The sequence below is a fragment of the Corynebacterium sp. SA-MJD20WY100 genome, assembly GCF_039822565.1.
Taxonomy (GTDB): Bacteria; Actinomycetota; Actinomycetes; order Mycobacteriales; family Mycobacteriaceae; genus Corynebacterium; species Corynebacterium phoceense_A.
This window is the reverse complement of sequence record NZ_JBCJKS010000001.1, coordinates 139800-166575: the sequence shown is the minus strand read 5'-3', so window position 1 is coordinate 166575 and position 26776 is coordinate 139800. Positions and strand designations below refer to the sequence as shown.

General features: G+C 64.9%; 19 protein-coding genes. 8 read left to right on the top strand and 11 right to left on the bottom strand.

The annotated features are described in order from the left end of the window. The first annotated feature begins 39 nt into the window (after positions 1–39). The 3 genes from ABJ196_RS00800 to ABJ196_RS00790 are packed head-to-tail and all read left to right on the top strand — an operon-like array spanning position 40 to position 1304. On the top strand, positions 40–435 hold the full coding sequence (locus tag ABJ196_RS00800) for a hypothetical protein (RefSeq protein WP_347304799.1): 396 nt from the start codon (positions 40–42) through the stop codon (positions 433–435). Between the two features lie 54 nt (positions 436–489). Further along, positions 490–771: a DUF2516 family protein gene (locus ABJ196_RS00795; protein WP_257035816.1), complete on the top strand. Its 282-nt coding sequence runs from the start codon at positions 490–492 to the stop codon at positions 769–771. Further along, positions 765–1304 carry a deoxyribose-phosphate aldolase gene (locus ABJ196_RS00790; RefSeq protein ID WP_347304798.1) on the top strand — a complete coding sequence of 180 codons (540 nt, stop codon included), beginning with the start codon at positions 765–767 and terminating at the stop codon, positions 1302–1304. Before ABJ196_RS00795 ends, ABJ196_RS00790 begins: the two co-directional genes overlap by 7 nt. Here the strand turns inward: ABJ196_RS00790 and ABJ196_RS00785 are convergent. From ABJ196_RS00785 to ABJ196_RS00775, 3 genes are read right to left on the bottom strand one after another with little or no spacing between them, the layout of a single operon-like run. After that, entirely contained in the window at positions 1301–2113 is an 813-nt protein-coding gene (locus tag ABJ196_RS00785) for a DUF2993 domain-containing protein (protein ID WP_347304797.1), read from the bottom strand. The two genes, ABJ196_RS00790 and ABJ196_RS00785, sit on opposite strands and share 4 nt — an antisense overlap. A 20-nt stretch (positions 2114–2133) precedes the next feature. Further along, positions 2134–2964: a class I SAM-dependent methyltransferase gene (locus tag ABJ196_RS00780; RefSeq protein WP_347304796.1), complete on the bottom strand. Its 831-nt coding sequence runs from the start codon at positions 2962–2964 to the stop codon at positions 2134–2136. Positions 2965–2979: 15 nt separating this feature from the next. Next, entirely contained in the window at positions 2980–3474 is a 495-nt protein-coding gene (locus tag ABJ196_RS00775; protein WP_347304795.1) for a DUF2505 domain-containing protein, read from the bottom strand. Between the two features lie 24 nt (positions 3475–3498). On the opposite strand from ABJ196_RS00775, the gene ABJ196_RS00770 reads away from it, so the two are divergent. Continuing rightward, a complete protein-coding gene (locus ABJ196_RS00770; protein ID WP_347304794.1) occupies positions 3499–4614 on the top strand; it encodes a UDP-N-acetylmuramate dehydrogenase in 1116 nt (371 codons plus the stop codon). 104 nt (positions 4615–4718) lie between these two features. Here the strand turns inward: ABJ196_RS00770 and ABJ196_RS00765 are convergent, their stop codons facing one another. Together ABJ196_RS00765 and ABJ196_RS00760 are read right to left on the bottom strand one after the other, a co-directional pair. After that, a complete protein-coding gene (locus ABJ196_RS00765; protein WP_257053002.1) occupies positions 4719–5177 on the bottom strand; it encodes an S-ribosylhomocysteine lyase in 459 nt (152 codons plus the stop codon). A gap of 38 nt (positions 5178–5215) precedes the next feature. Next, entirely contained in the window at positions 5216–6298 is a 1083-nt protein-coding gene (locus tag ABJ196_RS00760; protein ID WP_347304793.1) for an alpha/beta hydrolase family protein, read from the bottom strand. A 261-nt stretch (positions 6299–6559) separates the two neighbouring features. Here ABJ196_RS00760 and ABJ196_RS00755 point away from each other — a divergent pair, with 261 nt between their 5' ends. Together ABJ196_RS00755 and ABJ196_RS00750 are read left to right on the top strand one after the other, a co-directional pair. Further along, entirely contained in the window at positions 6560–7351 is a 792-nt protein-coding gene (locus ABJ196_RS00755; RefSeq protein ID WP_347304792.1) for a (S)-acetoin forming diacetyl reductase, read from the top strand. A 410-nt stretch (positions 7352–7761) separates the two neighbouring features. Continuing rightward, positions 7762–8922: an RtcB family protein gene (locus tag ABJ196_RS00750; protein ID WP_347304791.1), complete on the top strand. Its 1161-nt coding sequence runs from the start codon at positions 7762–7764 to the stop codon at positions 8920–8922. 445 nt (positions 8923–9367) lie between these two features. On the opposite strand, the gene ABJ196_RS00745 is transcribed toward ABJ196_RS00750, so the two are convergent. Then, entirely contained in the window at positions 9368–18352 is an 8985-nt protein-coding gene (locus tag ABJ196_RS00745; protein WP_347304790.1) for a fatty acid synthase subunit beta domain-containing protein, read from the bottom strand. 268 nt (positions 18353–18620) lie between these two features. Between ABJ196_RS00745 and ABJ196_RS00740 the strand changes: the two genes are divergently transcribed. Then, positions 18621–19160, top strand: a complete 540-nt coding sequence (locus tag ABJ196_RS00740) for an NAD(P)H-dependent oxidoreductase (protein ID WP_347304789.1) — start codon at positions 18621–18623, stop codon at positions 19158–19160. A 285-nt stretch (positions 19161–19445) separates the two neighbouring features. On the opposite strand, the gene ABJ196_RS00735 is transcribed toward ABJ196_RS00740, so the two are convergent. The 3 genes from ABJ196_RS00735 to ABJ196_RS00725 all read right to left on the bottom strand — a co-directional run bounded on the left by ABJ196_RS00735 (position 19446) and on the right by ABJ196_RS00725 (position 24708). After that, entirely contained in the window at positions 19446–20960 is a 1515-nt protein-coding gene (locus ABJ196_RS00735) for an AMP-binding protein (protein ID WP_347304788.1), read from the bottom strand. Between the two features lie 207 nt (positions 20961–21167). Next, positions 21168–22883, bottom strand: coding sequence for a long-chain-fatty-acid--CoA ligase (locus ABJ196_RS00730; protein WP_347304787.1), 1716 nt, complete (start codon positions 22881–22883; stop codon positions 21168–21170). 109 nt (positions 22884–22992) lie between these two features. Then, the gene (locus tag ABJ196_RS00725; protein ID WP_347304786.1) at positions 22993–24708 is read right to left on the bottom strand and encodes a long-chain-fatty-acid--CoA ligase; all 1716 of its coding nucleotides are present in this window, start codon (positions 24706–24708) and stop codon (positions 22993–22995) included. 87 nt (positions 24709–24795) lie between these two features. On the opposite strand from ABJ196_RS00725, the gene mshA reads away from it, so the two are divergent. Then, a complete protein-coding gene (mshA, locus tag ABJ196_RS00720) occupies positions 24796–26061 on the top strand; it encodes a D-inositol-3-phosphate glycosyltransferase (protein WP_347304785.1) in 1266 nt (421 codons plus the stop codon). On the opposite strand, the gene ABJ196_RS00715 is transcribed toward mshA, so the two are convergent. After that, a complete protein-coding gene (locus tag ABJ196_RS00715) occupies positions 26019–26351 on the bottom strand; it encodes a hypothetical protein (protein WP_347304784.1) in 333 nt (110 codons plus the stop codon). The two genes, mshA and ABJ196_RS00715, sit on opposite strands and share 43 nt — an antisense overlap. Then, positions 26309–26770, bottom strand: coding sequence for a hypothetical protein (locus tag ABJ196_RS00710; RefSeq protein ID WP_347304783.1), 462 nt, complete (start codon positions 26768–26770; stop codon positions 26309–26311). Before ABJ196_RS00710 ends, ABJ196_RS00715 begins: the two co-directional genes overlap by 43 nt. Positions 26771–26776 lie beyond the last annotated feature (6 nt).

Here is a 26776-nt window from a genome sequence, read left to right as displayed (position 1 = left end):
ACTACTTGCTACTTGATACCCACAGAGAAAGGACCAGCCATGAGTGTCATGGACAACCTCAAGAAACTGTCCCAGTCTGAAACAGTCAAGGCCGCCGGCGCCTCCGTCGCGGAGGTCGCGAAGACCTTCGGCGAGAACGTCAAGGCAGACCGCGCCGCCCACCCGCAGGAGGCCACGCCGGCCGATGCCTCGCTGAAGGACAAGGCCACGGCCGCAGCCAAGGAGTGGGGCGGCGTCCTACGCCGCAGCGTCGAGGCCACCGCGGGCTCCGAGTCCGTCGCCAAGGCCAAGGACTCCTTCTCCGAGGCCGCCACGGAGGTGCGCACTACCTTCGGCACCAAGGAGGCGCAGCAGCCCAAGCCCAGCGCAGATGACAGCGTGGTCGAAGGCGAAGTAATCTCTAGTGACGATCCCGGGCAGTCCCCGTACGCCTAGACCCTCTCGCAAAGGAAGCACTGTATGTCCTTTACCTCGGCCGTCCTCAACGGCATGAACCTGCTCTATTACGGCCTCTACGCCGCCGTGGGCATCGCCGGTCTCGTCGGCTTTGTCCTCATCCTTATGACGCGCCCAGACGCCTTTGAGGTCGGCGACCGCCAGCCCAAGGCCGTGTGGGCCGCGCTCGTGGGTGTGTCCGCCTTCGTGTTGCTCATCCCCATGCCGGGCCTGTCCATCTTCACCTGGGTCGGCGCCGTCATCGTCGGCCTGTACTGGTTTGACGTGCGCCCGCAGCTCAAGGACATCATCGGCGGCGCCAACAACGCATGGTAGCCGAGCTTTCCGATGCCGCCTGGCTCGCCGCCCGCACCTACCGCTGGGCGGCAGACGCCCAGGCGAGCTTCGCCTGGGACGCCACCGGCTACCGCGGCATCGTCGTCCCGCCCACGCATATCGCACACGCCCTGCGAGCCGGTAATGAGCGCGTTGTCGCCGTCGCAGGCTATCCCACCGGCCGCCACCACAGCCTCATTAAGGCCTCCGAGGCCCGTCTCGCCATCCAACAAGGCGCGCACGAAGCATGGGTGAGCGTCGACGACACGAACGCCGATCCCAATTCTGTCCTCGCCGATCTCATCGCGGTGCGCGAGGCCTGCCCCCGCCCCGCCGAGCTCGGTCTCCTGCTCCCCGCAGAGGGAGCGCTTTCTGCAGCGAGGCTCGCCGAGCTCGCCGCGACCGCGGGCTATGAGCGCGTCATCGCGTACGCCCCAGTCGACGCAGCCCTTGAGGTTGTCGCCTGGGCCGACGATGACGATGCCGCCGTCGCCGCGCTCGGGGCTGGCGCCGCGGCACTCGTTCGTCCTTAGGCGTTCGCAGGCGCGGTGGCCGGCGCCTCCGTCGGCGCTGCGCCGCCGAATTGCTCGCCCATCTCGTTGAGCTTGACGTTCTCGCCCGAGATATCGATCGTGATGTCGCCGGCGCCAACGTCCACGCGGTCGATGCGCATGGTATCGCCCGCAACCTGGTTCTTCAGACCCTCGCTCAGTGCATCCGAAATCTGGTGGGTGACCTCTTCCGGCAGATCCCACGCGAGCAGCTTGGAGCCGGTGGCCTCGAAGGCGAGCGCGCCGTCACGGGCCTCCGGCTTGAGGGTGAGCGTGAACAGGCCGCCAGCGAACTCGACGTCGACGACGTCTTCCGCGTCATTCGTGGTGAGGTTCGTCATGACGATATCGCCGAGCATGTCCTGACCGGAGCGCTCCGCAATCTGGTTTTGGAGCGTGACGAGCAGGTAGTCCGTGGGCAGCGTCGTGGTCGTCTGCAACGACCGCGCGACCGGGTCCTGGCTCATGGTCATGCCCTCCATGTGGATCTTCGTGGCGGGCTGGCCCTCGATGGTCTTCGCTTCCTTGTCGATCATGAGCGTCGAGGGCGTATCCATGTTCATCTCGCTCACCTCGCCGCGTGCGAGACCGAAGAGGAGCGGCGTCGCGCCAAAGCTGACGCTGGCGCCTTCTGCGCCTTGTTCGTCGAACTGCTTCGTCATCTGTGAAGACATGAACCAGCGCAGGCCGAACTCCACGAGAAGAGCGAGCACGAGGAGAGCGACGAGCACGATGAGCACAACGCGCCAGACGCGTGCCCCCACGGAATTCTTTCCAGACGAAGCAGACATGGTTAACAATGGTGCCCGTGTTACGCCCGTGGCGCAACTGCCGCCCAGTCGATGGTGAGCCAATTGTCGCAGTAGCGGCGGCGCTGCGGCACGAGCGGCCAGCCGTCGGCCACGAGCTCCGCATGCGTGTGTCGCCACCGCACCCGCGGCCCGTGCGGCGCCCAGCCCGCGTTATTCGCCCATGCCTGATCCGCCGCCGCGAGGAACTCGTGAATGGGCTCGCCCGGCACGTTGCGGTGGATGAGCGCCTTGGGCAGGCGTTCCGCGACCTCCGACGGCGTCTCGAGCTCGAACGGATCCCAGTCGAGCGTGAGCGTCTGTGGTCCCTCTGCGTTCAACAGAATCCACGCGCACCGCCGCCCCAGCTCGTCGCACGTGCCCTCGACGAAGAACCCGCCGGGCGCTAGGCGCTCGGTGACGGTCTCCCAGGCCTTATGGACCTGGTTCACGTCGTACTGACGCAGCACATTAAACGCTCGCACCAGCTGTGGACGATAGCCCGCGAGCTCGAATCCGCCGAGCTCAAACGTCACGCCCTCGCGCGGCGGCAACACGCGCTCCGGTGAGATCTCTAGGCCTGTGACCCGCACGTCGGGGCGCACGGTGCGTAGCCACCGTGCCCATTCACACGTCGTTGTATGGGACGCGCCGTAGCCGACATCCAACGCCAAGGGGGCGGCATCGGCGGGCCCAGCAAGCTGTGCCCGGAGTAAAGACGAAATCTGCGGGTGTGCGACCATCCAGCGGTCGCACTTGCGAAGGCGATTCTGGTTGGTGGTACCGCGGGTAATGACGCCAAAAGGCCGACCCGCGCGGGCGGCGGCCCGGAGATTATGCGCGTGGTCGGCCATTCGGGTTACAGATTTTTAGAGGTTTGCTTCGATCCACTGGGAAGTGAGGTCGGCCTCGTTCTGGTAGAGCTCGCCCAGAGCCTCGGCGACCTTCGGCTCGATGGCAGCGCCCATCATCGGGATGTTGACGGAGACCTCGGAGACGTAAGAGGCGACGGTCTTATCCTCGCCCTCTGCCTTGTACGTGATATCGCCCTTGAAGTCGACCGGGGTGCCCTTGACGTCAGCGACGAAGGAGTTGGACAGCTGGTCAGCGGCGACCTCGCCGATGGTGACGGTGCGCTTGACCTTGAGAGACTGGGACACCATGGCGCGCACGGCCTCCGGCAGGAGGGTAGTGGGCAGAACCTCGAAGAGGACGGCCTGGTTCTCGGTGAACTCGTGGACCTCGCCCGGCTCCGGCGACAGGGTAGCCACGATGTGCTCCCAGTATGCCTTGGTGGTGAAGGCTTGGTGGACCTTCTCGAGCGGCTGATTGATGATTACGGTGTTTTCGCTACGGGTTGACATGGTTTTCAGACTACCTTGGTAGGCGTGCTTGATTCATTTCTGACCCAGCGACTGTCCGCAATTGACGGCGTTTCCTTGAACGATTCTCAGACATTCGCCGATCTCACGACGCTGCGCGTGGGTGGCGCGCCGCAGGTCACGGTGGTCTGTGAGTCCGCCGAAGCCGCCGTGTCCGCTCTGCGCGAACTCGACGCAACCTCCACGAAATACATGGTCGTGGGCGGCGGCTCCAACTTGCTCGTCTCCGATGATCCGCAGGACATCGTCGTCGTGCGCCTTGCCTTCGAGGACATCGACGTCCACGTCGCCTCCGGCCTCGTACGTGCGGATGCAGGCGCTACCTGGGATGACGTCGTCGCGTTGACCGTCGACTGCGGCCTAGGCGGCATCGAGTGCCTCTCCGGCATCCCCGGCGACGCGGGCGCGGTTCCCGTCCAGAACGTCGGGGCGTACGGCGCGGAGACCTCCGATGTCTTGACGCAGGTCTACCTCTACGAATCTGCCACCCGCTCCGCGGCCTGGGTTCCTGCCTCGTCTTTGGACTTGTCTTACCGCTACTCGAACCTCAAGTTCACCGGCCGCGGCGTCGTGCTCGCCATCGAGGTGCAACTGACCACCGACGGCCTGTCCACGCCCCTGCGCTTTGGCCAACTCACGCAGAACCCCGGCGAGCGCCGCCCCGTTGCAGCCGTGCGCGACGACGTTCTGCGCCTGCGCGCCTCGAAGGGCATGGTCCTCGACCCCGCCGACCACGACACCTGGTCGGCTGGTTCCTTCTTTACCAACCCGATCGTTTCTTCTTCTACGGCGGACGTGATTCAGTCGAAAGTGCGCGTAGCCCGCGGCGACGAGGATGCGGACCGCATGCCCCGCCACGCCGTCCCCGCAGGCTCGGACGGCGAGAAAATAAAGCTCTCTGCCGCCTGGCTCATCGAGCGCGCCGGCTTCGCGAAGGGCTACCCGGGCTCCGGCCCCGCGACTTTGTCCACGAAGCACACGCTCGCCCTCACGAACCGCGGCGATGCGAAAGCCGCCGATATCGTGGCGTTGGCCCGCGACATCCGGGCTGGCGTCCTCGCCGCTTTCGGTGTCGAGCTCGTGCCGGAGCCCATTTGGTTGGGTGTGTCCATCGACGAGTAGTTTTCAAGCGCTCGCAACGGCATTTCACGACAACGAAGCCTCAGATTTTTCGAAAATCTGAGGCTTCGTTGTTCTGAAATCCGGCTCGGTGTGAAGTCGTGGCGCTACGCCATGACCTCGAGCCACTCGTCCTTCTTCGCGAGGTACGCGCGGGCTGCTTCCTGCGCGCCCTCGAGGGAGTGGCTGGCACCCCAGCCACACTGGCGCTCGTTGGCGGCCGGAACTTCGGTGGCCTTGAGAATGTCGCCCAGGCCATTTTCGAGCGCCATGAGGAGCTCGTCTTGCTCCATGTTGTATGTAATGGCGTAGAAGCCGGTCTGGCAGCCCATCGGCGCGAAGCCGATGAGCTTATCCGTGTAGTCGCGCATAAAGTTGGCCATCATGTGCTCAATGGAGTGCATCGTAGGCATCTCCAGGTGCTCCTCGTTGGGCTGGCAAAAACGCAGGTCATACTTAATGATCTCCACGTCGTCGCTGAGGCGCTCGCGCTTGGCCACGCGTACGTATGGGGCCTTGACCAGGCGGTGGTCGAGTTCGAAGGATTCCACGTTGCTCTTTGTCATGGGATCGAGTCTATCGTTCGACTTCCGCGAAGCTCGATTTAAAGTCCCAGTGCCGGGGCGATAGCCTGCGACCACGCCTTCGGCAGTTGATGCTCGAAGAACTCATAAGAGTGCGAGCCGTAATTCTCCCGCGCGTAGGTGATGTCGACGCCGGCGGCGCGGGCCTTGGCTACGAACTGATCCGTCATGGGGCGCGAGACTGTCTCGGCGAGCATCTCCTGGAAGTCGTCGAAGTCATACGGGTCCTTTGTCATGGGCGTGCCGTTTCCGGTGGTCACCCAGACCTTAGTTCCGCGCAGGCGTTCGGGATGCGCAGAGGGATCGTTATCCGTCCACGCTGCGTCATCGGGCCAGCCGAAAGCATTGACGAGGTCGCCGCCTAGGCGCGCGGTCATCACGGTGTTAAACGCACGGCCGACGGCTGAGGACGGCGCCGGGTACGGGGAGAAGCCCACGGCGGCTGCGAACTTGCCATTGGACTTCGTCGCGATGTTCAACGCGGCCGAACCGGACATGGATAGTCCCGCGATGGCCGAGCGGCCATCGCCGTTGAACTCATGCTCCATGACGTAGGGCAGCTCCTGGGAGTAATACGTGATCCACTTGTTCATGCCCAATCCGGAATCGTTGCGGCGCCAGTCCGCGAACTGTGAGCCACGCCCACCTACGGCGGAGACGACGTTGACCGGTTTGTCGGCGAAGAAATCTTCGTAGTTGGTTTGCGTGTACCACGTGGAACCGAACTCGCCGCCTTCGGAGCCCTGCATGAGGTACACCGTGGGACGCGGGGCATCGGTGAGCGGCTTCACGTAGTAGTTGGTGATGGTGCGATCCATTGACGGTGAATAGACGTCGATTTCGTAGACGTTCTTCTCTACGTGGCGGGTCTCGACCAAGTGTGCGCCCGAGCCGTCCGTGGTCGGGACATTTGTCCCGGCCACCTTGGGCAGCACCGTTGAGGAGCCTTGCGGGAATTGCGAAGGCTCAAATCCCGGGGCGAGTCCGGACAGAATTTCTGAAGGCGCGAAGTTCGAGGACTGCGCGAGTGCTGGGGCGGCGGTCGACGCAGCAAGGAGCGCAGTAGCGCAGGCTGCGGCCGCGCGGGAGAGAGCGAAAGACATGTTCAAGAACATAGCGGGGAGCCGAGCAGTCTCCTAATGCGGCTCTGTGCAGGTGTGCTCAGCGCATTTGTTAGAGCAGCGTTTGCTCAGTCATGCAAGGAATTGCAGCGTTGCATAAGCCACACCCCATAAAATTCTGCTCATACCGGGCATAACCAGGAATGAGGAGTTTTTCACTCTTTTTGGACGGACATATGCACAGAAAACCAATAGTGTGGGACCTGACAGAGCTTTTTACTTCCCCACCTCTAGGAGGACATCATGGCAGACATTAAGACTTCGGATACTAAGGTTGCGCTCGTCGTTGGTGGCGGCCAGGGAATCGGCCGTGCAGCGGTCGAGCGCCTGCTCGCTGATGGCTTCAAGGTCGGTCTCGGCGACTGGAACTTCGAGCTGGCCCAAGACGTTGCGCAGGAGCTCGGCGGTAAGGAGGCGGGCATCATTCCGGTGCAGGTGGACGCCTCGAACCGCGACAGCGTCTACGCCGCAGTCGAGGAAACCACCAAGGAGTTCGGCGGCTTCGACGTCATCGTCAACAACGCCGGCATCGCTCCGCAGATCCCGCTCGAGGACATCACCGAAGAAGATGTCGACAAAATCTTCAACGTCAACTACAAGGGTGTCCTGTGGGGCACCCAGGCTGCGGCCAAAAAGTTCAAGGAGCTCGGCCACGGCGGCAAGATCATCAACGCCACCTCCCAGGCCGGCGTCAAGGGCAACAAGGGCATTCCGCTCTACAGCTCCACCAAGTTCGCCGTGCGTGGCCTGACCCAGGTCACCGCCCGCGACCTCGCCGATGACGGCATCACCGTCAACGCTTACGCGCCGGGTATCGTCAAGACTCCGCTCATGAAGGGACTGGCTGAGGAGCTCGCAGAAAATGCCGGCAAGCCCGCCGAGTGGGGCTGGGAGCAGTTCACCAAGGACATCTCCCTGGGGCGCCTCTCCGAATCCGAGGATGTCGCCAAGATCATCGGCTTCCTCGCTGGCCCTGACTCTGACTACATCACGGGCCAGACCATCATCGTCGACGGCGGCATGGTCTTCCACTAAACCGCTGTCCCGCTAAACCTCAGGTCAACACACCGCGAGTGCAACGTCAGAAAAATTGACGGTGCGCCTCTGAAACCGGCTGGCACTCGAAAGGGCATCAACCGGTTTCTTTATGCGCGCATTCTGTACACCGATGGTGTAGGCTCACACGCAGCACTAACAGCCCGAAAGAAGAACAAGAAAGCGCAAAGGAGGCGAACCGCGATGATGACCTATAACAATCAGCCGCTAGGACGCCTCTTTAAGCAACTCTTCTAACAGGCTGACTTGACCATGTCTCGGGAAAGCGGCCCTGCTTATCCCGGACGTTGGTGCCAGCCGCGCGACCCGCGCGCAAACCTATAAGTCAGCCGCCCAAGCAGGCCCTTTCTCACGAACTGCGTTACGCAAACGCAGAGAAAGGCTCTCTTATGCGCCTGCACAACTTCGCCTCCATTGTTGAAGACAAGACGGTGGCGCAGGCACAACTCGTCGCTGACCTGCCCTTCGTCTACCCACACGTGGCGCTCATGCCCGATGCCCACTTCGGCAAGGGCTCCTCGGTCGGCACCGTCTTCGGCACGCTGCGTGCCGTCATCCCGGCGGCCGTCGGTGTGGACATCGGCTGCGGCATGATTGCCGTGCGGACCCACCTCACGCACGCGGATGTCCAGGACTTCGCTCTCGAGGACCTGCGCACTGCGGTCGAAGACTCCATTCCGCTCTCGCCCGGCAACTACAACGGCTGGATCATGGACCCGCGCACCGAGGCCCGCACGCGCGAGCTCGCGCAGCTGGCCCAGGACACCGGCGTCGATCTCAGCCATTCGAAGCACTGGCGCCAGCAGCTGGGCAGCCTGGGCGGTGGCAACCACTTCATTGAGCTCTGCCTCGACGAATCTGACCGCGTCTGGCTGTTCCTGCACTCCGGCTCGCGCGGCGTGGGCAACAAGATTGCGCAGAAGCACATCAAGGCCGCGCAGCGCCACTGCGAGAAGCACTGGATCCAGCTCGCGGACAAGGACCTGGCCTACCTCGTCGAGGGCACGGAAGAGTTCGACTCTTACATCTCGGATCTGCACTGGGCACAGCACTTCGCGCTGCTCAACCGCGATGAGATGATGGACCGCTTCCTCGACTGCGTCGCCACCTGGGCCGGCGCGGACCGGGAGACGCTTGAACTCGAGCGCATCAACTGCCACCACAACTACACCCAGCGCGAGAACCACTACGGCAAGAACGTGTGGCTCACGCGCAAAGGTGCCATCAAGGCGGATGAGGGCGACCGCGGTCTCATCCCCGGCTCGATGGGCACCGCCAGCTACGTCGTGGAAGGCAAGGGCTACGCGCCGGGCCTCAAGTCTGCGCCGCACGGCGCCGGCCGCGTCATGTCGCGCACCCAGGCCAAGGCTCGCTTCACCGAGGCAGACCTTGCCGCACGCATGGAAGGCATCGTCTACCGTCCCGGCGCCGAGTTCGTCGATGAGATTCCGGACGCCTACAAGGACATCGACCGCGTGATGGCCGATGCCGCCCAGCTCGTCGAGGTCAAGCACACCCTGCGCCAGATCCTCAACGTCAAGGGCACCTAACCTGCGCCATGATGGGACCGTCACGTTTAGTGACGGTCCCTTGTGAGCTTTCCGATGGCCCCTCTTGCAGCGTCGCATTACAGCTGACTCATCTCATGCGCTCGACACATTGGGGATAAGACTTATCCCGGTAGATCGATATCTTAGTTCACCGGGATAGCTGTTATCCCGGTGGACTGCGAGCGCAATGCGCCAGATAACTCTTATCGTGAGTCACTGTTTTGTTAAAGACGCTTGATACGGTCCTTTGCTTCGTATGACACTCGGCCGCTGGATGAGTGGAAAAGATTAACGGAGTTGAGAAGCAAAAGTTGGTCGAGCGTTAGCTGAAACGTAGTGGCCGATTCGGTGGCGGCTACAAAAGCTCAGGCCCGCTTCCCCTTTCAGGAAGCGGGCCTGAGCTCTATCTACTACTGGCTGGTCTGGCCAGCCAGTTAGTTAACGACTACGCACCCGGGAACTCCCCGTTTGCGCCCAGGCGCGCATCGGCATCGAGGAGCATGGAGATTTCCGCGGCCTTGTCGGCGTCGACGAGGCCGTAGCCGTCGATCATCACCTTGGCGTCGGCGTGCGGCAGGCGGCGGCCGTCGATGACTTCGAACAGCGGCGCGCGGCCGAGCATGCCGGCCTCGAAGTGCGCGTGGCCTGCGGCCAGGCGTGCCTCGGCGCGCTCGCGCCAGGCGGCGGCATCGGCAGCACCGCGCTGCTGCTTGATGGCTTCTTCGAACACGCCCGGGTGGGCGTAGGCAATGAGGGCACCGACGTGGCCGAAGCCCAGCGAAGTGAGCGCCGCGGCCTTGACCGGGCGGCCAGCGGCCCCCAGGTCGAGCGGGGAGCGTAGCCACACGAGGTTCTTCGCCTTCGGTGCGATAAGCGGATCGACGCAGTCCAGGGACACGTTCGCGGGAACGCGGCCGGTGCGGAAGACGTCGATGAGACCGCCGGTCTGGAAGAGCGCGGCACCCGCCTTGGAGTGACCCGTGAGCGTCTTCTGGGAGATGACGAACATCGGCTCATCCGCATCGCGGCCCACGGCCGGCCACAGGATGGAGTGCAGCTCGGACTCGTTCGGGTCGTTGGCGTTGGTGGAGGTGTCGTGCTTGGACAGAACCGTCACGTCGTTCGGGGTCAGGCCCAGGCCGCGCAGCCCCTTGGCCAGCGGGGAGTTCTCGCGGCCACGACCAGCGCCCAAGGCGCCAAGGCCCGGAGCCGGAATGGAGGTGTGGGCGCCATCGCCGTAGGAAGCGGCGTGGGCGACCACGGCGTGTACCGGAAGGCCCAGGTCCGCGGCGAGCGAGCCACGCACCATGAGAACGGTGCCGCCGCCCTCGCCTTCGAGGAAGCCGCCGCGGCGGCGGTCGTTGGCGCGGGAGATGAAGCGATCATCGATGCCCTTGGCGGTCATCGTGGCCGTTTCTGCGGTGGCGTTCATGTCGCCGAAGCCCTGGAGGGACTCGACCTGCACGTCATCGATACCGCCGGCGACCACGAAGTCGGCCTTGCCCAGCTTGATCTTGTCCACGGCCTCCTCGATGGAGACGGCCGCGGTGGCACAGGCACCGATGGGGTGAATCATCGAGCCGTAGCCGCCAACGAGGGACTGCATGGTGTGCGCCGCGATGACGTTCGGCAGGGCTTCCTGCAGGATGTCGGACGGGCGCTCCTCACCGAGGAAGCGGGCCACGAAGACCTTGTGGAGGGACTCCATGCCACCAATACCGGTGCCCTGCGTCGTGGCAATCTGGCCCGGGTGGATGGACTGGAGCAGCTCCGCGGGTGAGAAGCCCGCCTGCGTGAACGCGTCGACGGCGGTGACGAGGTTCCACACCGCCATGCGGTCGAGCGCGTCGAGCATGTGGTCCGGGATGCCCCACTGAGAAGCGTCGAAGTCGTCCGGCATCTGGGCCGCGACGGTGCGGGTGAGCGTGGCCTTGCGCGGGACCTTGGCGGTCGCACCCTTCAAGCGGGTGACCTCCCATTCGCCGTCGGCCTCGCGGACCTGGGTGAACTCCGGATCCGCCTCGGCGATGTCGTTGGCCTCAGCTTCGGTGGCGACGGTGAACGTGATGTCGCGGTCAAGGAAGACCGTGGTGAGGTCGATAGAACCCTGATCAACGAGGTGGTACTTGTCCGTCAGGGTGCGCACGCCGGCGCGGGCGACGACCTCGTCGCGGAAGCGGTCGTAAATCTCTTCTTCGGCGATCTCGGTGCCCTCGGCGTCGAACCAGCCCGGGTGCGGATCCTCGGCCCAGTGGACCAGACCCGTCATCCAGGCCAGCTCCAGCACACCCGCGGCGGTGAGCTCGGCGGAGCCGTCGCGCTGCAGGCCAAACTCGGCCTCGAAGCGGGTACGGCCGGAGCCCCAGGAGCTCACCTCACCGATACCGGCGATGACGACCATGTCGTCCAGATCGGTGCTGATGCTGCCGATGCCCTCAAGGCCGCCCGGCTGAACCGGACTCACCGTGTTGGGCAGGGCCTTAATGGTTGGCGTTTCCTCAACTTCCGGCTCGGCGGCCGGAGCCTCGACCTGGGCTGCGAGTTCCTTCAGGGACACGCCCTCGAGGCCGCCGGTGAGGTCGGCTTCGAGCGGGCGCTCGCAAGCTCGCGCCCGGTTTTCAACGGATGCGAGACTCATAATCTCGGAGGAGATTTCCTCCGGTGACCACACGTGGATGCCGGCCTTCTCGGCCGCAGGCACGAGGCCGTCGTTGCCGCCCATGAGGTGCGTGCCCGCGACCCAGCCGATCTTGGCCTGGGCCAGGGTGACGCCAGCGGGCCAACCGGCTTCGGCGTGCCACTTGGCGAGGATGGCGTCGAGCGCGGCCTTGACCTCGCCGTACGCGCCGTCGCCGCCGAACATACCGCGGTTCGGGGAACCCGGCAGCACGATGTGCGTGCGGGTGTCGACGTCGTTCTGCGCGAGCTCGGAAAGACCTGCAATGGTGCGCTCGACGGACCAGAGAAGCAGGCGTGCCTGCTGCTCGGTGGACGCACCGGCGTCGGCCAGCGAGCCGGAGACAGACGGTGCGGCGAACGGGAAGGCGAGCGTCGGTGTGAGCGCGGGTTTGAGGATCTTCACCTCGTTGCCCACGGATTCGCGTTGTTCGTTGCCGATCCACTCGATGAGCGCGTCGATGTCGCGGTAGCTCGAGAGGTTGGCTGGAACGAGCCAGAGCGCGGAGCCCGCGGCTCCGTGCGCGGCGTAAAGCTTGCGCGCGAATTCCTTGCGGGCCTGGGAGACGCGAGACGCCGTCATGATGACGGTGGCGCCGCCCTCGAGCAGGCGCTCGACGAGCGCGGTGGCAATCGAACCCGGTGCCGCGCCGGTGACGAGCGCGACCTCGCCGGCGAATTCGCCGTCGAACTTCGTTTCCGCTTCCTTCGCGATGGCGGTGAGATCGCCCAGGCCGCCGTTGGCCGCCCACCATGTGGCCTGAGCCGCAATGGTGGCGCCGGTGCCACGGAAGTAGCGCGCCGGGGTGTCTACCTCGCCCAGTGCCACGCGGGTGAGCTGCTCACGCGCGATAGCCCAGGCGTCATCGAAGAGGACGGCCTTGTCCGCGTCGAAGGACGGGGTCACGGACTTGACCCAGCCGGATCCGAGCTCGGCCTCGACGGTGTCGATGACCGTGGTGTCCGGAGCCTCGAAGGCCTCCGGCTCGTCCATGAGACCCAGCTGCGTGAGGACTTGGCGTGCGGCCGTGGCGAGCACGCCGTTTTCGCCGGTGACGGTATCCGCGTAGGCGTCGAGGGCGGCGGAGTCCACCACGCCGCCAGCAGAGGAGCCGCCGGAGGTGAGCGAAACGCTCACGCCGTTATTCGCCGCGACCGCGTGGATGGCGGCGTCGACGAGGTCGTTGGCAGCGGACTTGGAGGTCGCCGCAGGTGGGACCGTGTTCAGTGAGCCGCCGCGCACGGAGTCTTCCTCGCGGGAGCCGAGGAGAATCTCAGCCTCGACGTGGGCGGTCCAGGAGGCCGGCAGGCCCCACGCGCCGGTGACGCGCTCGCCGACGAAGGCGGGCTTGAGGCCAGCGGCGCCGAGAATCTGGCGCAGGCGTCCCTGCACGGCCTCGCCCAGGACGGAACCGAACGGGGCGTAGCCCGGGGCGGCGGCGGTGACCTTCTCGCGCAGGGATTTCACGTCTGCGTCGGCGGCGCCGTCGATGGCCGGCACGCCCAGCTCCGCAGACATGTCCATGAGCAGCTGGTTACGACGCGAGGACACGCCGTTGGTGAGCTCCTCGATGGTGTCCGAGTCGGCGATCTGGTCGACGCGAATCTTGTTCTGGAACGCGAAGAGCACGTCGATGGCCTGTGCCGGGCCGAAGGGCAGCTCCGGCGCGTCGTCGGCGGAGCCGCCGGCGGAAGGAGCGGGAGCCGGCGCAGCAGCCTGGGGCTCAGGGGCGGCGGGCTCGGGCTCAGCCGAGGGGGCATCGGAAAGCTCAGGCTCCGGAGCCTCCTCGACCGGGGCGGCCTGGACGTCCTGCAGCATGACCTGGTCCTGGTCGCGCTCGACGTTGAAGATGGGCACGTCGACGCCGGCGACGGCCATGGAGCGCTTCGCCATGTTGGCCAGCGTCGGGGAGGCAGCGAGGCCGACCTCGACGATCTGCTCGACATGCTCGAAGAGGAAGTCCTGCGTCTCGATCCAGCGGACCGGGGAAGCGAACTGCCAAGACAGCAACTCGATGACGAGGAGACGGGCGAGTTTTTGCTCGTCCATGTCCTCGACCTTGAGGCCGTCGAGCTTGCCGGACGGGGCGAGCGGCGCGACCGCGTCGACGAAGTCCTGGGTGAGTTCGAACGGACGGGCCACAAGGTTCGGGATGTAGCGGCCCACGAGCTTCGACAGATCGAATTCCTGCGGGAGCAGCTCGTCGAGCTTCTGAGCGAAGGCCGGAACACCGTCGCGCAGGACGCGGGAGTGGAACGGGACGTCGATGCCCGGGACCATGACGGCGGCGCGCGGCGTGATGGCATTTGCGCGGCGGACCAACTCCTTGAGACCGGCCTTGGTGCCGGCCACAGAGTACTGCTGACCCTTGATGTTGTAGTTGACGATTTCGAGGAATTCGCCGGTCTCTTCGCTGAGCGCGTTGACCCAGGCGTCGACCTCGTCGCCGGAAATGCCCATCATGTTGGGGCGCAGCGCGGCCATGGCGTAGTTGGAGTTACCCTCCGCGTCGCGCTCGACGAGAGAGCCCATGGCGGAGCCGCGGGAGTAGACGACGTCGATAACCCCCTCGAGCTCAAAGATGTTCGCGAGCGAAGCCAAGGCGGTGTACTCGCCGAGGGAGTGTCCCGCGTAGAAACTGGTTGGTGCCAGCGCGTCGTTCTCGCGCAGGCGCTCGGTCTGGGCGTAGGCGACGACGGCGAGGGCCACCTGCGTGAACTGGGTGAGGTGCAATACGCCGTTGGGGTGGCGGAACTGGGTGCCCTTGACCGTGACGGTCGTGGGGTTCTCGTCGATGATGCGCTGGATGCTAAAGCCCAGGTTGTCGCGGGTGTGGCGGTCCGCGCGACGCCAGATTTCGCGGGCGGCCGGGGACGCGTCGCGGTCGCCGCGACCCATGCCGACGGCCTGGATGCCCTGGCCCGGGTAGACGTAGGCGGTCTTCGGTGCGGCAAGCAGCGCTTGGCCGCGAGAGACGACCTCGCCGCCGATGCGGCAGGTGACCTCCAGCGCGGCGTGGATGCCCTTGCGGCCCACGCGCTCGACGGTGATGTCGACCTCGTCATCGAGCTGGACCATGCCGTACATGGAGTAGGTCCAGCCCACGACCTCGCCGTGGCGCGCGGCGAGGTGCTGCGCGGTGGCCGACAGCCACATGCCGTGAACGAGCGGTGCCTGCAGGTTGACCAGCTGCGCCGCGTTGTAGGAGGTGTGAATGGGGTTGTAGTCGCCGGAGACCAGCGCGAACGGCGTCATATCGTGCGGCGCGGTGACGGTCGCACGATCCACGAAGGAGCGCGGCGTGGACTCGACCTTGGAGGCCGACTTGCCGCCGCCCCACTCCGGAGCCGGGACCGGCATCGCGGTGCCGGTGGCGCGGCCGCGGATGGCGAAGCGCTGCATCTGCGTAGCGACGACGTCCTGGGTGTCATGGTCGCGCAGTTCGAGTTCGACGGTGACGATACGGCCGGAAACAGACTCGTCAATGGCCGTGCACTTGGAGGTCACGTCGATGGTGCGACCATCCGCTAATTCGTCAAGCGGCAGCTTGACGTCGACGACGTGGTCGAGGTGCACCGCGTTGAGCAGGCCCTCGATGACCGGGTAGCCATCGGCGAGCTGGCCGGAGCCGAGCGCGGTGTAAATGGCGGGCCAGCAGGGGCCGACCAACACATCCGGCGTTCCTACCGGGGACTCGCCGTCGAGGGCGGCGCCAGTGACGTTGGTGTGGGCCTGCAGGAGAGAAGCCGGCAGGGTGAAGGAGTAGTGCGCGACGCCGAAAGGGGAGTCTGGCGACTCGGAATTCGGCTCGATGACCGGCATCGTCGTGATCTCGTCGCCCTGCTCGGCGGTGGAGCCGACGCCGGCGAGGCCCTCGAGGAGCTCGAAGACGGCCTGAGGCAGGCGCTCGTCGGAGACGACCGGGGAACCGCCGGTGGACACGTCCGCCGGGAGGTCGAGCGGCACGGAGACGTGTTTGACGTAGAACGGACGATCGTCGGGCTTCAGGTCGTCCCAGTAGGAGTCCGCGTTGATGCGGATTTCCCAGTTACCGTCCTCGTCTTGAATGAGGTCAAAGGCGTCGTTGTCCATTTCGTAGGCTGGGTTGGCCATGAGGTGGCCGTGCCACTGGATGGTCGGCGCGTTCAGGATGTAGTCCTCGGCGGTCTTAGCGGCGTGGAGACGAGCGAAGATCTCTTCCGGTTTGTGTTCGGACGAACGCAGTTCGTCCGTGGCAGCCTTTTCGAAGCGACCGAGTAGGTCAGCGACCGGCTCGTTCTTCTTCGTGATGCCGGCCACGGCGACGGGACCCGGGATGATGCGGACCTGGTCCGCAGTGTAGCGCTCGTCCTGGGCCTGCCACAGGGTGTCCTTGCCGAACCAGACCTTGAGGTCGCCGTCGATGGCGGGGACCCACGGCATGGGTTTTACGTGCTTGTAGTGCAGCGAAATCCACCATGCGGCGTCGCGCGGGGAGACTGTCGTCTCGAAAGCGGACGGGTACGCCGCGAGTAGCTTTGCCGCGGCGGCCGGGGCATCCGCGATCTCCTCGATGGAAGGGAAGAGGGTCTCAATCTCGCCGTGGTCAGCGTCGTTGAGGCGGGCCTCGATGCGGTGAAGAAGGTCGAAGAAGCGGTCGTCCCACGTCGGGTCGACGAAGGGGTGCGCCAGCTCGACGAAGCGGTTCAGCCACTGCGCATACGTCATGGTCTCGACGTCGCCGAAGTAGGGCTTGGACGTCTTGTTCAGTGCCGCGATGATGTCGTCGCGGCGGGCGTCGTACTCTTCGATCGGCAGCGACGTAATGAGACGCGATGCCGCGGCGAAGGAGTTGTCCAGGTCGTGGATGTCCGCGAGCAGGTGGGATTGGGAGGAAGCCACACCGTGAGTGCCGGTGCCGCGGCCAACCCAGCCGCCGTTCGTGTCGTAGCCAATGCCCGGGGTGTTGACGAGGAGTTCCTTGACGGAGTCCGTGGCCTTGGCCTCCTTGGTGGCCATGGCGACGGTGCCGATGAAGACGGCATCGACAGGCATGGCGGGCAGATCATATTGGGAAGCCCAGGAGCCGGTGATGTAGGTCGCGGCGCGCTCCGGGGAGTAGATGCCGCCGCCCACGGCGAGGTAGACGTTGGGGTGCAGGCGGACCTCGGCGTAGGTCTCGAGCAGCATGTCGTCGAGGTTGACCCACGAGTGGTGGCCGCCAGCGTGGCCGTCCTCGACCTGGATGATGATCTGATCCTCCGGGTTCGCGGCGGCGATCTTGAGCACGTCGCGAATCTGCTTCGCGGTGCCCGGCTTGAAGGAGATGAAGGGGAAGCCGTCCTCGTGCAGCTGTGCGAGGAGCTCGGTGGCCTCGTCGACCTCCGGGATACCGGCGGACACACACACGCCGTTGAACGGAGCGCCGGCCGCGCGGGCCTTGGGCACGATGCGGGTCTGGCCGAACTGCAGGTTCCACAGGAAGCGGTCGAAGAACATGGTGTTGAACTGGGCGGTGCGGCCCGGCTTGAGTTTCGACTCCATGACTTCACGGTGCTTGGTGAAGACCTCGTCGGAGTACATGCCGCCACCGGCCATCTCCGTCCAGTAACCGGCGTTGGCGGCCGCGGCGACGATCTCGCCGTCGGCAGAGGTCGGCGTCATGCCGCCAAGCATGATGGGGGACAGGCCCGTGAGATCCGAGAAACGGGTCTGCGTATACTCCTGGCCGTCCGGCAGGCGGACGAGGCGGGGAGCGAAATCGGCGTAGTTCACCGCTTCCGGCAGACAGTTGCCCGGCGTGGCCAGCGCGTCGCGCTGTGCAGGGGACGCAACCTCGACGACGGCGGCGCCGGAGCCGGCGATGAGGGGAGTGGTGAGGCGAGTGAGGGAGGGATCCAGGGAGAGGAAATAATCCGCGTCGAGGGCGCGGACCTGTGCGGGCCAGTCGTGCGGCTCGACGAGGATAGCGCGTGCGAGCGCATGGTCATTGATGCCGCAGGCCTTCGCCCACTCTTCGGTGAGCGTGGCCGCGTCACGCAGGCAGGTGTGGTGGAAGGGCAGTGCTACCGGCAGCTCGTTGAAGGTCGCGACGAGTTCGTCGCCACCCACCGGACGCTCTTCCAAGTTGTCGTTGAAGGCCTGGGCGGCGGCCTCGAGCGCGGACTGCGTTGCTAGGAGGTCCTCCGGCGCGCCAGCGAGCACGAACGCGCGGCGGCCATTGATGACGGCGATGGCGGCATCGCCCGCGATATTGGCTTCGATGAATTCGCGGGACAGGCCCCGCACAGCCAGCATGTGCGAGCGTGCGTCCGAGCCGCCATGGCTTGCCGATGCCGCCGTCCCCATCAGGATGGCAAGAGTCAGGGCTTCCTGCGGATCCTTGAGCGCGAGCACGCCGAGGGAGCCCTGGGAGTGGCCGGCGGCGAGTTCTGGCTTGAGCCCCAGCTGCTCGAGGTGCTCGATGGCCGCAATCTGGCCGAGGACGATGCCGGGAATGGAGTACGCCGGGAAGACGTCCACCGGCTTGACCGTTGCGTCGCCAGCGAGGAGCTCCTCTAGGCGATCGAAAACGCCCGGGCAGGTCGAGGCGATCTGGCGGGCGATGGGAGCGGCGGTGGCGCGGGCGGCAGTGAGAAGCTCGCGCAAGCGCGTGGCAACGTGCGGGGCTGTGGTGGCCTGGGCAAGCGACGCCTGCCATGCGGAACCCTGTCCTGCGAAGAGGAGGGCGGGGCGCTGCATGGAGTTGAGCGGTGTCAACGACGAAAGCGGCATGGAAGGAAACCTCTGTGATTCTCGGGGATCGTGCGCGATAAAAGGATTGTTAGCAACAACAAATAAATCGCAATTACGCCACCGTAGCCTACTGCTCCGTAACTTTCTAGCTATGACGGCCTAAAACGTGAGGTTTTACTCAACTTTCAGGAAATCTTTAGAAACTTAGTTGTCGTGTGCGCAACCCGACCATGAGGGGTAGACTTAAGGATTCAAGTTAGAAACTGCGCATTTATGCAGGTTAAAAGCACTGAAAGGCTTTAGAGATATGGCAAAGATTGGCATCATCCTGGGATCCATCCGCGAAGGCCGCTCCGGCGAGGCCATCGCGAACTGGGTCAAGGAGATCGCTGACAAGCGCGAGTCCGGCGTCGAGTACGAGCTGCTCGACCTCAAGTCCTTCAACGTCCCGCTGCTCGAGTCCGCCATCGTCCCGGGCATGGCCAACGGTCAGTACGATAACGCCAACGTTCAGGCTTGGGCCGACGCCATCACGTCCTGCGACGGCTTCATCTTCGTCACCCCGGAATACAACCACTCCGTGCCGGGCCCGTTCAAGAACGCCTTCGACTCCATCGCCGAGTGGCAGGGCAAGACCGTCGCCTTCATCGGCTACGGCTTCTCCGGTGGCGTCCGTGCCGTCGAGGCATGGCGCCTAGCCGTCGCGAACTTCTCCATGCACCAGATTCGTGCCCAGGTTGAGGTCAACCTCATCACCGACATGACCGACGGCGAGTTCACCCCGGCCGACTTCAAGGCGGGACTCGTGGACAGCATCCTCGCTGCGGTTGAGGCTGCCGTCAAGTAAGCGCCTCCGCTCACATCTGCATAACCCACCCTTAACTCCCGAAATCTGTCAAATTCTTTGAGTTATGGGTGGGTTGTGCTGATCCTGGGCACCGTCATTTTTTCTAACGTCCTCCACGGCGTAGGCCTGAAACGCGATCTCCGTGGCCGTCCGCGAGCTCGTGGAAGGCTAGCCCCTCAACGTCGCGCCCAAACCCCACCACAACTCTGGAATCCTGTACACAATTCCGAATTGTGGGTGGGGTTTGGGCGCCGTCAGTTTTCTGACGGCCTCATCTGGGCGGAATCACAGAAAGCGCTCCGCGACGGATCGGCGCCTCAGCTTGCCGAGGGCATCGCGGCCGAGATCGTCGACGCGCACAAAAGATCGCGGCACCTTGTAGCGGGCGAGCATGCTGTGGCACCACGCGCGCAACTCGTCATCGGTGGGCGCGGAATGTGCACCGTCACTTTTAATGACGATGCATGCGACGACGTCTTCGGACCCATCCTCGCGTGGGCGGCCGAGGACGGCGGCATCGGAAAGCGCGGGATGTGCGGTGAGGACGTTCTCGACCTCGGCGGGGTAGACGTTGAACCCGCCGGTAATGATGGTCTCCTTGAGTCGCGCGTGGAGAGTGAGGAAGCCGTCCGCGTCCTGCGTGGCGACGTCGCCCGTGCGTAGCCAGCCGTCCTCGAACGCGGCGCGCGTGGCTTCCTCGTTGTGGAGGTAGCCCGCGAAGACCTGGGGCCCGCGGACGAGGAGTTCGCCGGACTCCGGAGAGATGCGGACCTCGGTATCGGGCATCGGAAGGCCAATGCATCCGGCGCGACGGTGTTCATTGAGGGGATTGCAGGCGACAACGGGTGCGGCCTCGGTGAGCCCGTAGCCTTCGACGAGGATGCCGCCGGTGAGTTTTTCCCATTCGGCGACGGTCGCGGCGGGCAGCGTGGCGGCGCCGGAGATGGCCTGCTTAATGCCGTGTGCCTGCGGCGCCGCGCTAATGACGCGCTGATAGATGGTCGGCACGGCGGGCATCCACGTGGGTGGGTGTGCAGAGAGCGCGGAGAGAATGAACTCCATCCGTGGCGCGGGCAACAAGGTGATTGTTGCGCCGGAGAGGATTCCGACGGTGAGTGACATGGTGAGGCCGTAGGAATGGAAGAGCGGCAGGACGGCCAGCGCCTGTGGGTGCTCCTCGGGCAGGCGCCACGCCGCCATCTGGAGGGCATTGGCCGCGAGGTTGCCGTGCGTGAGCATGGCGCCCTTGGGCGTGCCTGTCGTGCCCGAGGTATAGAGGATGAGTGCAACGTCAGTTTTAGTGACGGTGACACGTTCCGGCAGTTCAGTGCCGCGGGAGAGGAACTCATTCCAGTCATCGTCGACGTTGATGACGTGCTCGATCTCAGCCAGATCCTGGAAGATGGTCACGGCGGGGCCCGCTGTGATGGCGACACGTGCGCCGTGGTCGGCGACCATGGGGGCGAGCTCGTGCGCGGTGAACTGGGGGTTGTGTTCGACAACGGTCGCGCCGAGGCGGAGTACGGCGTAGAAGGCGATGACATGCTCGGGGCGGTTGGGCAGCGCGAGAGCGACGAACGCGCCGGGCCTGACGCCCAGTTGAGCGAGTGCTGCGGCGAGACGATCGATCTCGTGATCCAATGAGGCGTAGGTGACGACCTGGTCTACGTAGCGCAGTGCGATGCGGTCTGGGTGGGTGGCGACGGCCTCGGCGAGCTGGCTTACCAAGGTTGCGTCGCCGTAGTCGAGGGACGCGGGCGTCCACGAACCGTAGAACCGGTGCCAGGGGTGAGTTTCCACGCGTCGCCTTTCTTGTGGTTGGACGAAAGTATCTTAACGCGCGGGCAACCTAGGGCACGATCTTAAAAGACGATTTCAGATATGGCACATGCCGCGCTATCGGAACCACTCTTTCCGCGGGAGACGTACTTCGGCACACTCACGCGACCACTCGCCGGCGACCTGGTTCGGATCATCACCGGCGTGCGTCGCGCGGGTAAGTCCACACTACTTCTCGTTCTTCTCCAGCAGCTTGAGCAAGTCTGCTTGGACCTCGCGGCGGCGGATCTTGCCCAGTTGGTCCTTGGCGAGCTCCTCGAAGTGGTAGAAGGTGCGCGGGACCTTGTAGCGGGTGAGACGCGTGCGGGCGAATTCCTTCATGCCCTCAGGATCGAGTGCGGCGCCGTCGCGGAGGATGACGCAGGCCACGACGTCCTCGGAGCCATCGTCGCGCGGGCGGCCGACCACGGCGACGTCTGTGACGTCGGGGTGGGCGAGCATGGTTTCTTCGACCTCGGCGGGGTAGACGTTGAAGCCGCCGGTGATGATGATTTCCTTGATGCGGGAGACGAGGCGGATGAAGCCGTCTTCTTCCATGATGCCCATGTCGCCAGTGCGGAACCAGTCGCCGTGGAAGGACTCGGCGGTGGCCTCCGGCTTGTTGAGGTAGCCTGCGAAGACCTGCGGACCGCGGACGAGGACTTCGCCGGGCGTGCCGTCGGGCTGCGTTTCGTCGAGGTTATCGGGGTTGCCGATGCGAATGTCGGTATCCGGGAAAGGCAGGCCGATGTAGCCAGGGCGGCGGTTGCTGTTCATCGGGTTACCGACGATGACGGGTGAGGTCTCGGAGAGGCCATAGCCTTCGACGAGAAGACCGCCGGTGAGCTCCTCCCACTCCTTCACGGTCTCCGTGGGCAGGGCGGCCGCACCGGAGAGCGCATTGCGCACGCCGTGGATGCTGATGTTCTTCTCATGCGCGGTGGCGATGATCTTCGAGTACAGCGTGGGCACACCCGGAATCCAGGTGGGCGTGTGCTTCTTCATGATGTCCATGATGAGATCCATCTTCGGCGCCGGGGTGAGCACGAGCTCGCCGCCGATGGTAACACCGAGTGCCGCGATGAGCGTCATGCCGTAGGCATGGAACATGGGCAGCGCCGCGAGCATGCGTTCGCGGTTCTCGCCCAGGCCAGGCACCCAAGCGACGCCCATCTTGGCGTTAGCCACGATATTGCCGTGCGTGAGGATCGCGCCCTTGGGCTTGCCTGTCGTGCCGGAGGTGTAGAGGATGATGGCCGGGTCATCCTTGCTGACGTCCTCGGCGTCGATGAAGGCGTGGCCGTCGCCACCCATTGCGGGGCTGGCCAGGGTGGACCAAGGCACGGTATTCGGGGCTGGCGAGGTGAGCTGCGCGCGTTTTTCCGCAATCGGTGGGAGCGGAATGCGCAGCAGCAGCGCCTTCATGCGCGGCATGGCGTCCGTCATGTTCACGGAGACGATGGTTTCCAGCGGCGTGGTCTCGCGCAGTTCCTCGAAAACCTCGGAGCGGTTGTCCCACGCGATGACGACGCGGGCTCCGTGATCGATGAAAAGCTCCTCGAGCTCGCGTGCCGTATAGAGCGGGTTATGCTCGACCACGACTGCGCCGAGTTTGATGATGGCATAGAACGCCGCGATGTGCTGCGGGCAGTTGGGCAGCGCGATGGCTACGCGGTCACCCTTGCGGATACCGAGGGCCTTGAGTCCCGCGGCGGCGGCGCGCACCTCCGCGTCGAGCTCGGCATAGGTCTGCGTGCGGCCGAAGAACCAGGTGGCCGGCCACGTGCCGTGGGCCGCGAGGTTCTCGTGGTAGGTGTCGATGAGCGTGGTGTCGTCGTACTCGAGCGTGTGCGGCGTCCAGTCTGCGTAGTGCTGCAGCCAGGCCTTGGACTCGTAGGCGCCCATGGCGATCCCCTTTTATTTCTTAAAGTGAACTATCTATCACGATTAGTATAGCCATGACAAAGGTCGCCCTTGCGCATTCTGTGCGCTGGGGCGGCCTATTCGTGCAGACTTATTTTTGCTGCTTTTCGGCTTCGAGGCGCTTGATGAGGTCCTCCTGAACCTCACGGCGGCGGATCTTGTCCATCTGATCCTTGGCCAGGGACTCGAAGTGGTAGAAGGTGCGCGGGACCTTGTAACGGGTGAGGCGCTCACGGCAGAATTCCTTGAGGCCTTCGGGGTCGAGCGCGGCGCCGTCAGCCAGATCGATGCAGGCCACGACGTCCTCGGAACCGTCGGAGCGCGGGCGGCCGACCACGGCGACGTCATCGATGTCAGGGTGGGTGCGCAGGACTTCCTCGACCTCGCCCGGGTAGACGTTAAAGCCGCCGGTGATGATGATTTCCTTAATGCGGCTCACGAGGCGGACGAAGCCATCCTCTTCCATGATGCCGAGGTCGCCGGTGCGGAACCACCCGTCGTGGAAGGCGGCATCGGTAGCCTCAGCATTGTTGAAGTAGCCCTTGAAGACCTGCGGGCCGCGGGCGAGGACCTCGCCCTCCTGACCGTCCGGCATGGTTTCGTCGAGGTTATCGGGGTTCGCAATGCGGATGTCGGTATCGGGGAAGGGGATGCCCACGTAGCCAGGGCGGCGGTCATCGCTCATGGGGTTGCCCACGATGATCGGCGAGCACTCGGTGAGGCCGTAGCCCTCAACGAGGCGGCCGGCGGTGTACTCCTCCCACTTCTCAACGGTCTGGACCGGCAGAGTGGACGCGCCGGAGAAGGCTGCGCGCACGCCCTTGATCTCCACGGAATCCTTCTCCGCCGCTTCGACGATGCGCTCGTAGAGCGTGGGCACGCCCGGAATCCAGGTGGGGGTGTGCTTCTTCATCAGCCCCATGATGAGCGGGATCTGCGGCTTGGGCAGAAGTACGAGCTCGCCGCCAATGAGCTGGGCGAGGGTCAGGTTCATGGTGAGGCCGTAGGCGTGGAAGAAGGGGAGCGCGGCGAGCATGCGCTCGGGCTGGTCGCCCAGGCCCGGGACCCATGCCTTGCCCTGCAGAATATTGGCGAAGAGGTTGCCATGGCTGAGCTGCGCGCCCTTGGGCTTGCCGGTCGTGCCGGAGGTGTAGAGGATGAGTGCGATGGAGTCCTTGGTGATGGACTCGGGCGTCTTTACGTCGGAGCCGTCGCCGCCAATGGCGTTGCCGATGAGCGTGTCCCACGGGACGGTATTGGGGGCATCGCCAGTGAGCTGCTCGCGCGTTGATTTGAGGAACGGCGTGCGCAGGGCGAGGCGCTGCACTGTGGGCATGGCGTCGATCATGTTGATGGATACGACCGTCTCCAGCGGGGTGGTGGCGCGCAGCTTCTCCAGCGTGGAGGCCGTCTTATCCCAGGAAATGGCGACGCGGGCGCCGTGATCCTGGAAGAGGCCCTCGAGCTCGTGGGCGGTGTAGAGCGGGTTGTGGAGCACCACCGTGGCGCCCAGCTTGAGCACGGCGTAGAACGCGGCGACGGTCTGCGGGGCGTTGGGGGCGACGATGGCGACGCGGTCGCCCTCGCGGACGCCGAAGGCGCGCAGGCCCGCGGCGGCGCGACGCACCTGACGGTCGAGCTCCGCGTAGGTCTGGGTCTTACCGAAGAAGTAGGTGGCCGGCTTGTCCGCATTGATGGCCAGGTTGTTGTCGTAGATGTCCAACAGCGTTGTGTCGCCGTAGTCGAGGGTGTGCGGCGTCCACTCGGGGTAGTACTGGAGCCAGGCTTTGGACTCATAAGCCGACATAAAATGACCTTTCGGTTGCGTAGGTTCTAGCGGCCTCCCAGTATAACGCGCAAGCTTGGCGGACTCGGGGCGCTAGGATGGGAGTCTATGCGTATCGCGATGATCTCCATGCACACCTCGCCCCTGGAACAGCCCGGATCTGGGGATGCGGGCGGCATGAATGTCTACGTCCTCAACACCGCACGCCAACTCGCGCGCCGGGGCATCGAGGTAGACGTCTTTACCCTCGCCACGCGGCCCTCGCAGGGCGAGATCGTGGAGGTCGAAGAGGGACTGCGCGTCATCAACATCGTGGCGGGTCCCTACGAAGGCTTGAGCAAAGAGGAGTTGCCTACGCAGCTCGCCGCGTTCGCCGGCGGCATAATTACCTTCGCGCGCTGCTTCGCCTTGGACTATGACGTCATCCACTCGCACTACTGGCTCTCGGGCCAGGTGGGCTGGCTGCTGCGGGATCTGTGGGAAGTCCCACTCGTTCATACCGCGCATACGCTCGCCGCGGTCAAGAATGCGCACCGCACCACGGACGACACGCAGGAGTCTGAGGCCCGCCGCATTTGTGAGCAACAAATCGTGGATAACGCGGATTTACTCGTGGTGAACACCGCCCAGGAGACCCAGGATCTCATCGAGCATTATGATGCCCCGCCGGAGCGTATCGTCGTCGTTTCGCCCGGCGCTGATACCGAGCTCTTTACTCCCGGCACGGACCGCAACACGGAGCGCTCGCGCCGCCTATTGGGCATTCCGCTGCACACGAAAGTCGTGGCCTTTGTGGGGCGCCTTCAGAAGTTCAAGGGGCCAGACGTGCTCGTGGAAGCCACGGCCGAGCTCATCAAGCGTGACCCCTTCCGTAATGTGCGCGTCATCTTCTGCGGCGGGCCTTCCGGCCCGTACGCCACCCCGGAGACCTACCAAGCTATGGCGCGCGACCTCGGTGTGGAGCGCTTCGTACGGTTTATCGCTCCACGCCCGCCGGCCGAGCTCGTCTCTGTCTACCAGGCCGCGGATATCGTGGCGGTGCCCAGCTACAACGAGTCCTTCGGCCTTGTTGCCGTGGAAGCGCAGGCGTCCGGCACGCCCGTCATCGCCGCGCGCGTGGGCGGGCTGCCCATTGCCGTGGACGACGGGGAGACCGGCCTGCTCGTTGACAGCCATGATCCGGTCGCGTGGGCGGACGCGTTGGAGGAGCTGCTCGACAACGATGAGCGGCGCATCGCGATGGGCGAGGCCGCCGTGGATCATGCCGCGACCTTTAGCTGGGCCGCCGCCGCGACCCAGCTCGAAGCCATCTACGCCGATGCCATGAGCATTCAGATCCCGGATTGCCACGAGCGCCGGGCTACTGGGTACTGATGAGCGGCCGGATCCTTCGCTAACCCTGTATCGGTAAGGGTGGACACGAGTCCGTAGGCGAAGGCTTCGTCGTCCTTAGCGGATACGGCAGCGCTCGCCTGCGCGAATTTCTCGCGGGCGGTCGGCTGCTCCTCGAGTTCGGCTCTCTGTGCGCGCACCGCAGCCTCGGCGCCTTCCCCGAGCCTCTCGCGCGTCCACTCCCGCGCCGGGGCAGGCTCCGCCGAAGGCACGTCCGTGTCGGCGACCGTCATAATCTCCAGGAAGGAGTCGATGAGGTCTGTGGGTGGCATGATTCCGGTGAAGAATTCTGCGCGCAGTCCCTTCGGGACCGCGGGGTGCCGAGCTTTCCGATGCCCTGTTCTGCCGCTTGCTCCACCATCGCCAGCTCGTAGCCTTCCGCACGGAGGGCGTGCGCGTGCAGACCGTCATCCAGGTTGTCGCTGATAGGCAGTTTCACCCACAGCGACAGAAAGGTGCGGTCTTCGACGAGGGTCTCGACTGTGCGGACCAGCTCGGGAAAGGCACCCTCGGCGATGGGGTAGAGGTCTGCTTCCATGGCGTCCGTGCGGCTGTCGAGAGGATAGGCAAGGGCAAGGAAACCACGGAAGCCGAGGCCCGTTGCGTCGTCTTGGGTGCGCAGTGCACCGTCGCGGCCAGTGAGCGCGTAGAGCTCGGCGCGGCGCTGAGAGGCGGGGCGCAGCGTGCCCACGGCGCG

What these genes read in the sequence shown, in the direction of transcription:
- ABJ196_RS00800 (WP_347304799.1), top strand. Translation starts at nt 40, where the DNA reads ATGAGTGTCATGGACAACCTCAAGAAACTGTCCCAGTCTGAAACAGTC.
- ABJ196_RS00795 (WP_257035816.1), top strand. Translation starts at nt 490, where the DNA reads ATGAACCTGCTCTATTACGGCCTCTACGCCGCCGTGGGCATCGCCGGT.
- ABJ196_RS00790 (WP_347304798.1), top strand. Translation starts at nt 765, where the DNA reads ATGGTAGCCGAGCTTTCCGATGCCGCCTGGCTCGCCGCCCGCACCTAC.
- ABJ196_RS00785 (WP_347304797.1), bottom strand. Translation starts at nt 2,113, where the DNA reads ATGTCTGCTTCGTCTGGAAAGAATTCCGTGGGGGCACGCGTCTGGCGC.
- ABJ196_RS00780 (WP_347304796.1), bottom strand. Translation starts at nt 2,964, where the DNA reads ATGGCCGACCACGCGCATAATCTCCGGGCCGCCGCCCGCGCGGGTCGG.
- ABJ196_RS00775 (WP_347304795.1), bottom strand. Translation starts at nt 3,474, where the DNA reads ATGTCAACCCGTAGCGAAAACACCGTAATCATCAATCAGCCGCTCGAG.
- ABJ196_RS00765 (WP_257053002.1), bottom strand. Translation starts at nt 5,177, where the DNA reads ATGACAAAGAGCAACGTGGAATCCTTCGAACTCGACCACCGCCTGGTC.
- ABJ196_RS00760 (WP_347304793.1), bottom strand. Translation starts at nt 6,298, where the DNA reads ATGTCTTTCGCTCTCTCCCGCGCGGCCGCAGCCTGCGCTACTGCGCTC.
- ABJ196_RS00755 (WP_347304792.1), top strand. Translation starts at nt 6,560, where the DNA reads ATGGCAGACATTAAGACTTCGGATACTAAGGTTGCGCTCGTCGTTGGT.
- ABJ196_RS00750 (WP_347304791.1), top strand. Translation starts at nt 7,762, where the DNA reads ATGCGCCTGCACAACTTCGCCTCCATTGTTGAAGACAAGACGGTGGCG.
- ABJ196_RS00745 (WP_347304790.1), bottom strand. Translation starts at nt 18,352, where the DNA reads ATGCCGCTTTCGTCGTTGACACCGCTCAACTCCATGCAGCGCCCCGCC.
- ABJ196_RS00740 (WP_347304789.1), top strand. Translation starts at nt 18,621, where the DNA reads ATGGCAAAGATTGGCATCATCCTGGGATCCATCCGCGAAGGCCGCTCC.
- ABJ196_RS00730 (WP_347304787.1), bottom strand. Translation starts at nt 22,883, where the DNA reads ATGGGCGCCTACGAGTCCAAGGCCTGGCTGCAGCACTACGCAGACTGG.
- ABJ196_RS00725 (WP_347304786.1), bottom strand. Translation starts at nt 24,708, where the DNA reads ATGTCGGCTTATGAGTCCAAAGCCTGGCTCCAGTACTACCCCGAGTGG.
- mshA (WP_347304785.1), top strand. Translation starts at nt 24,796, where the DNA reads ATGCGTATCGCGATGATCTCCATGCACACCTCGCCCCTGGAACAGCCC.
- ABJ196_RS00715 (WP_347304784.1), bottom strand. Translation starts at nt 26,351, where the DNA reads ATGCCACCCACAGACCTCATCGACTCCTTCCTGGAGATTATGACGGTC.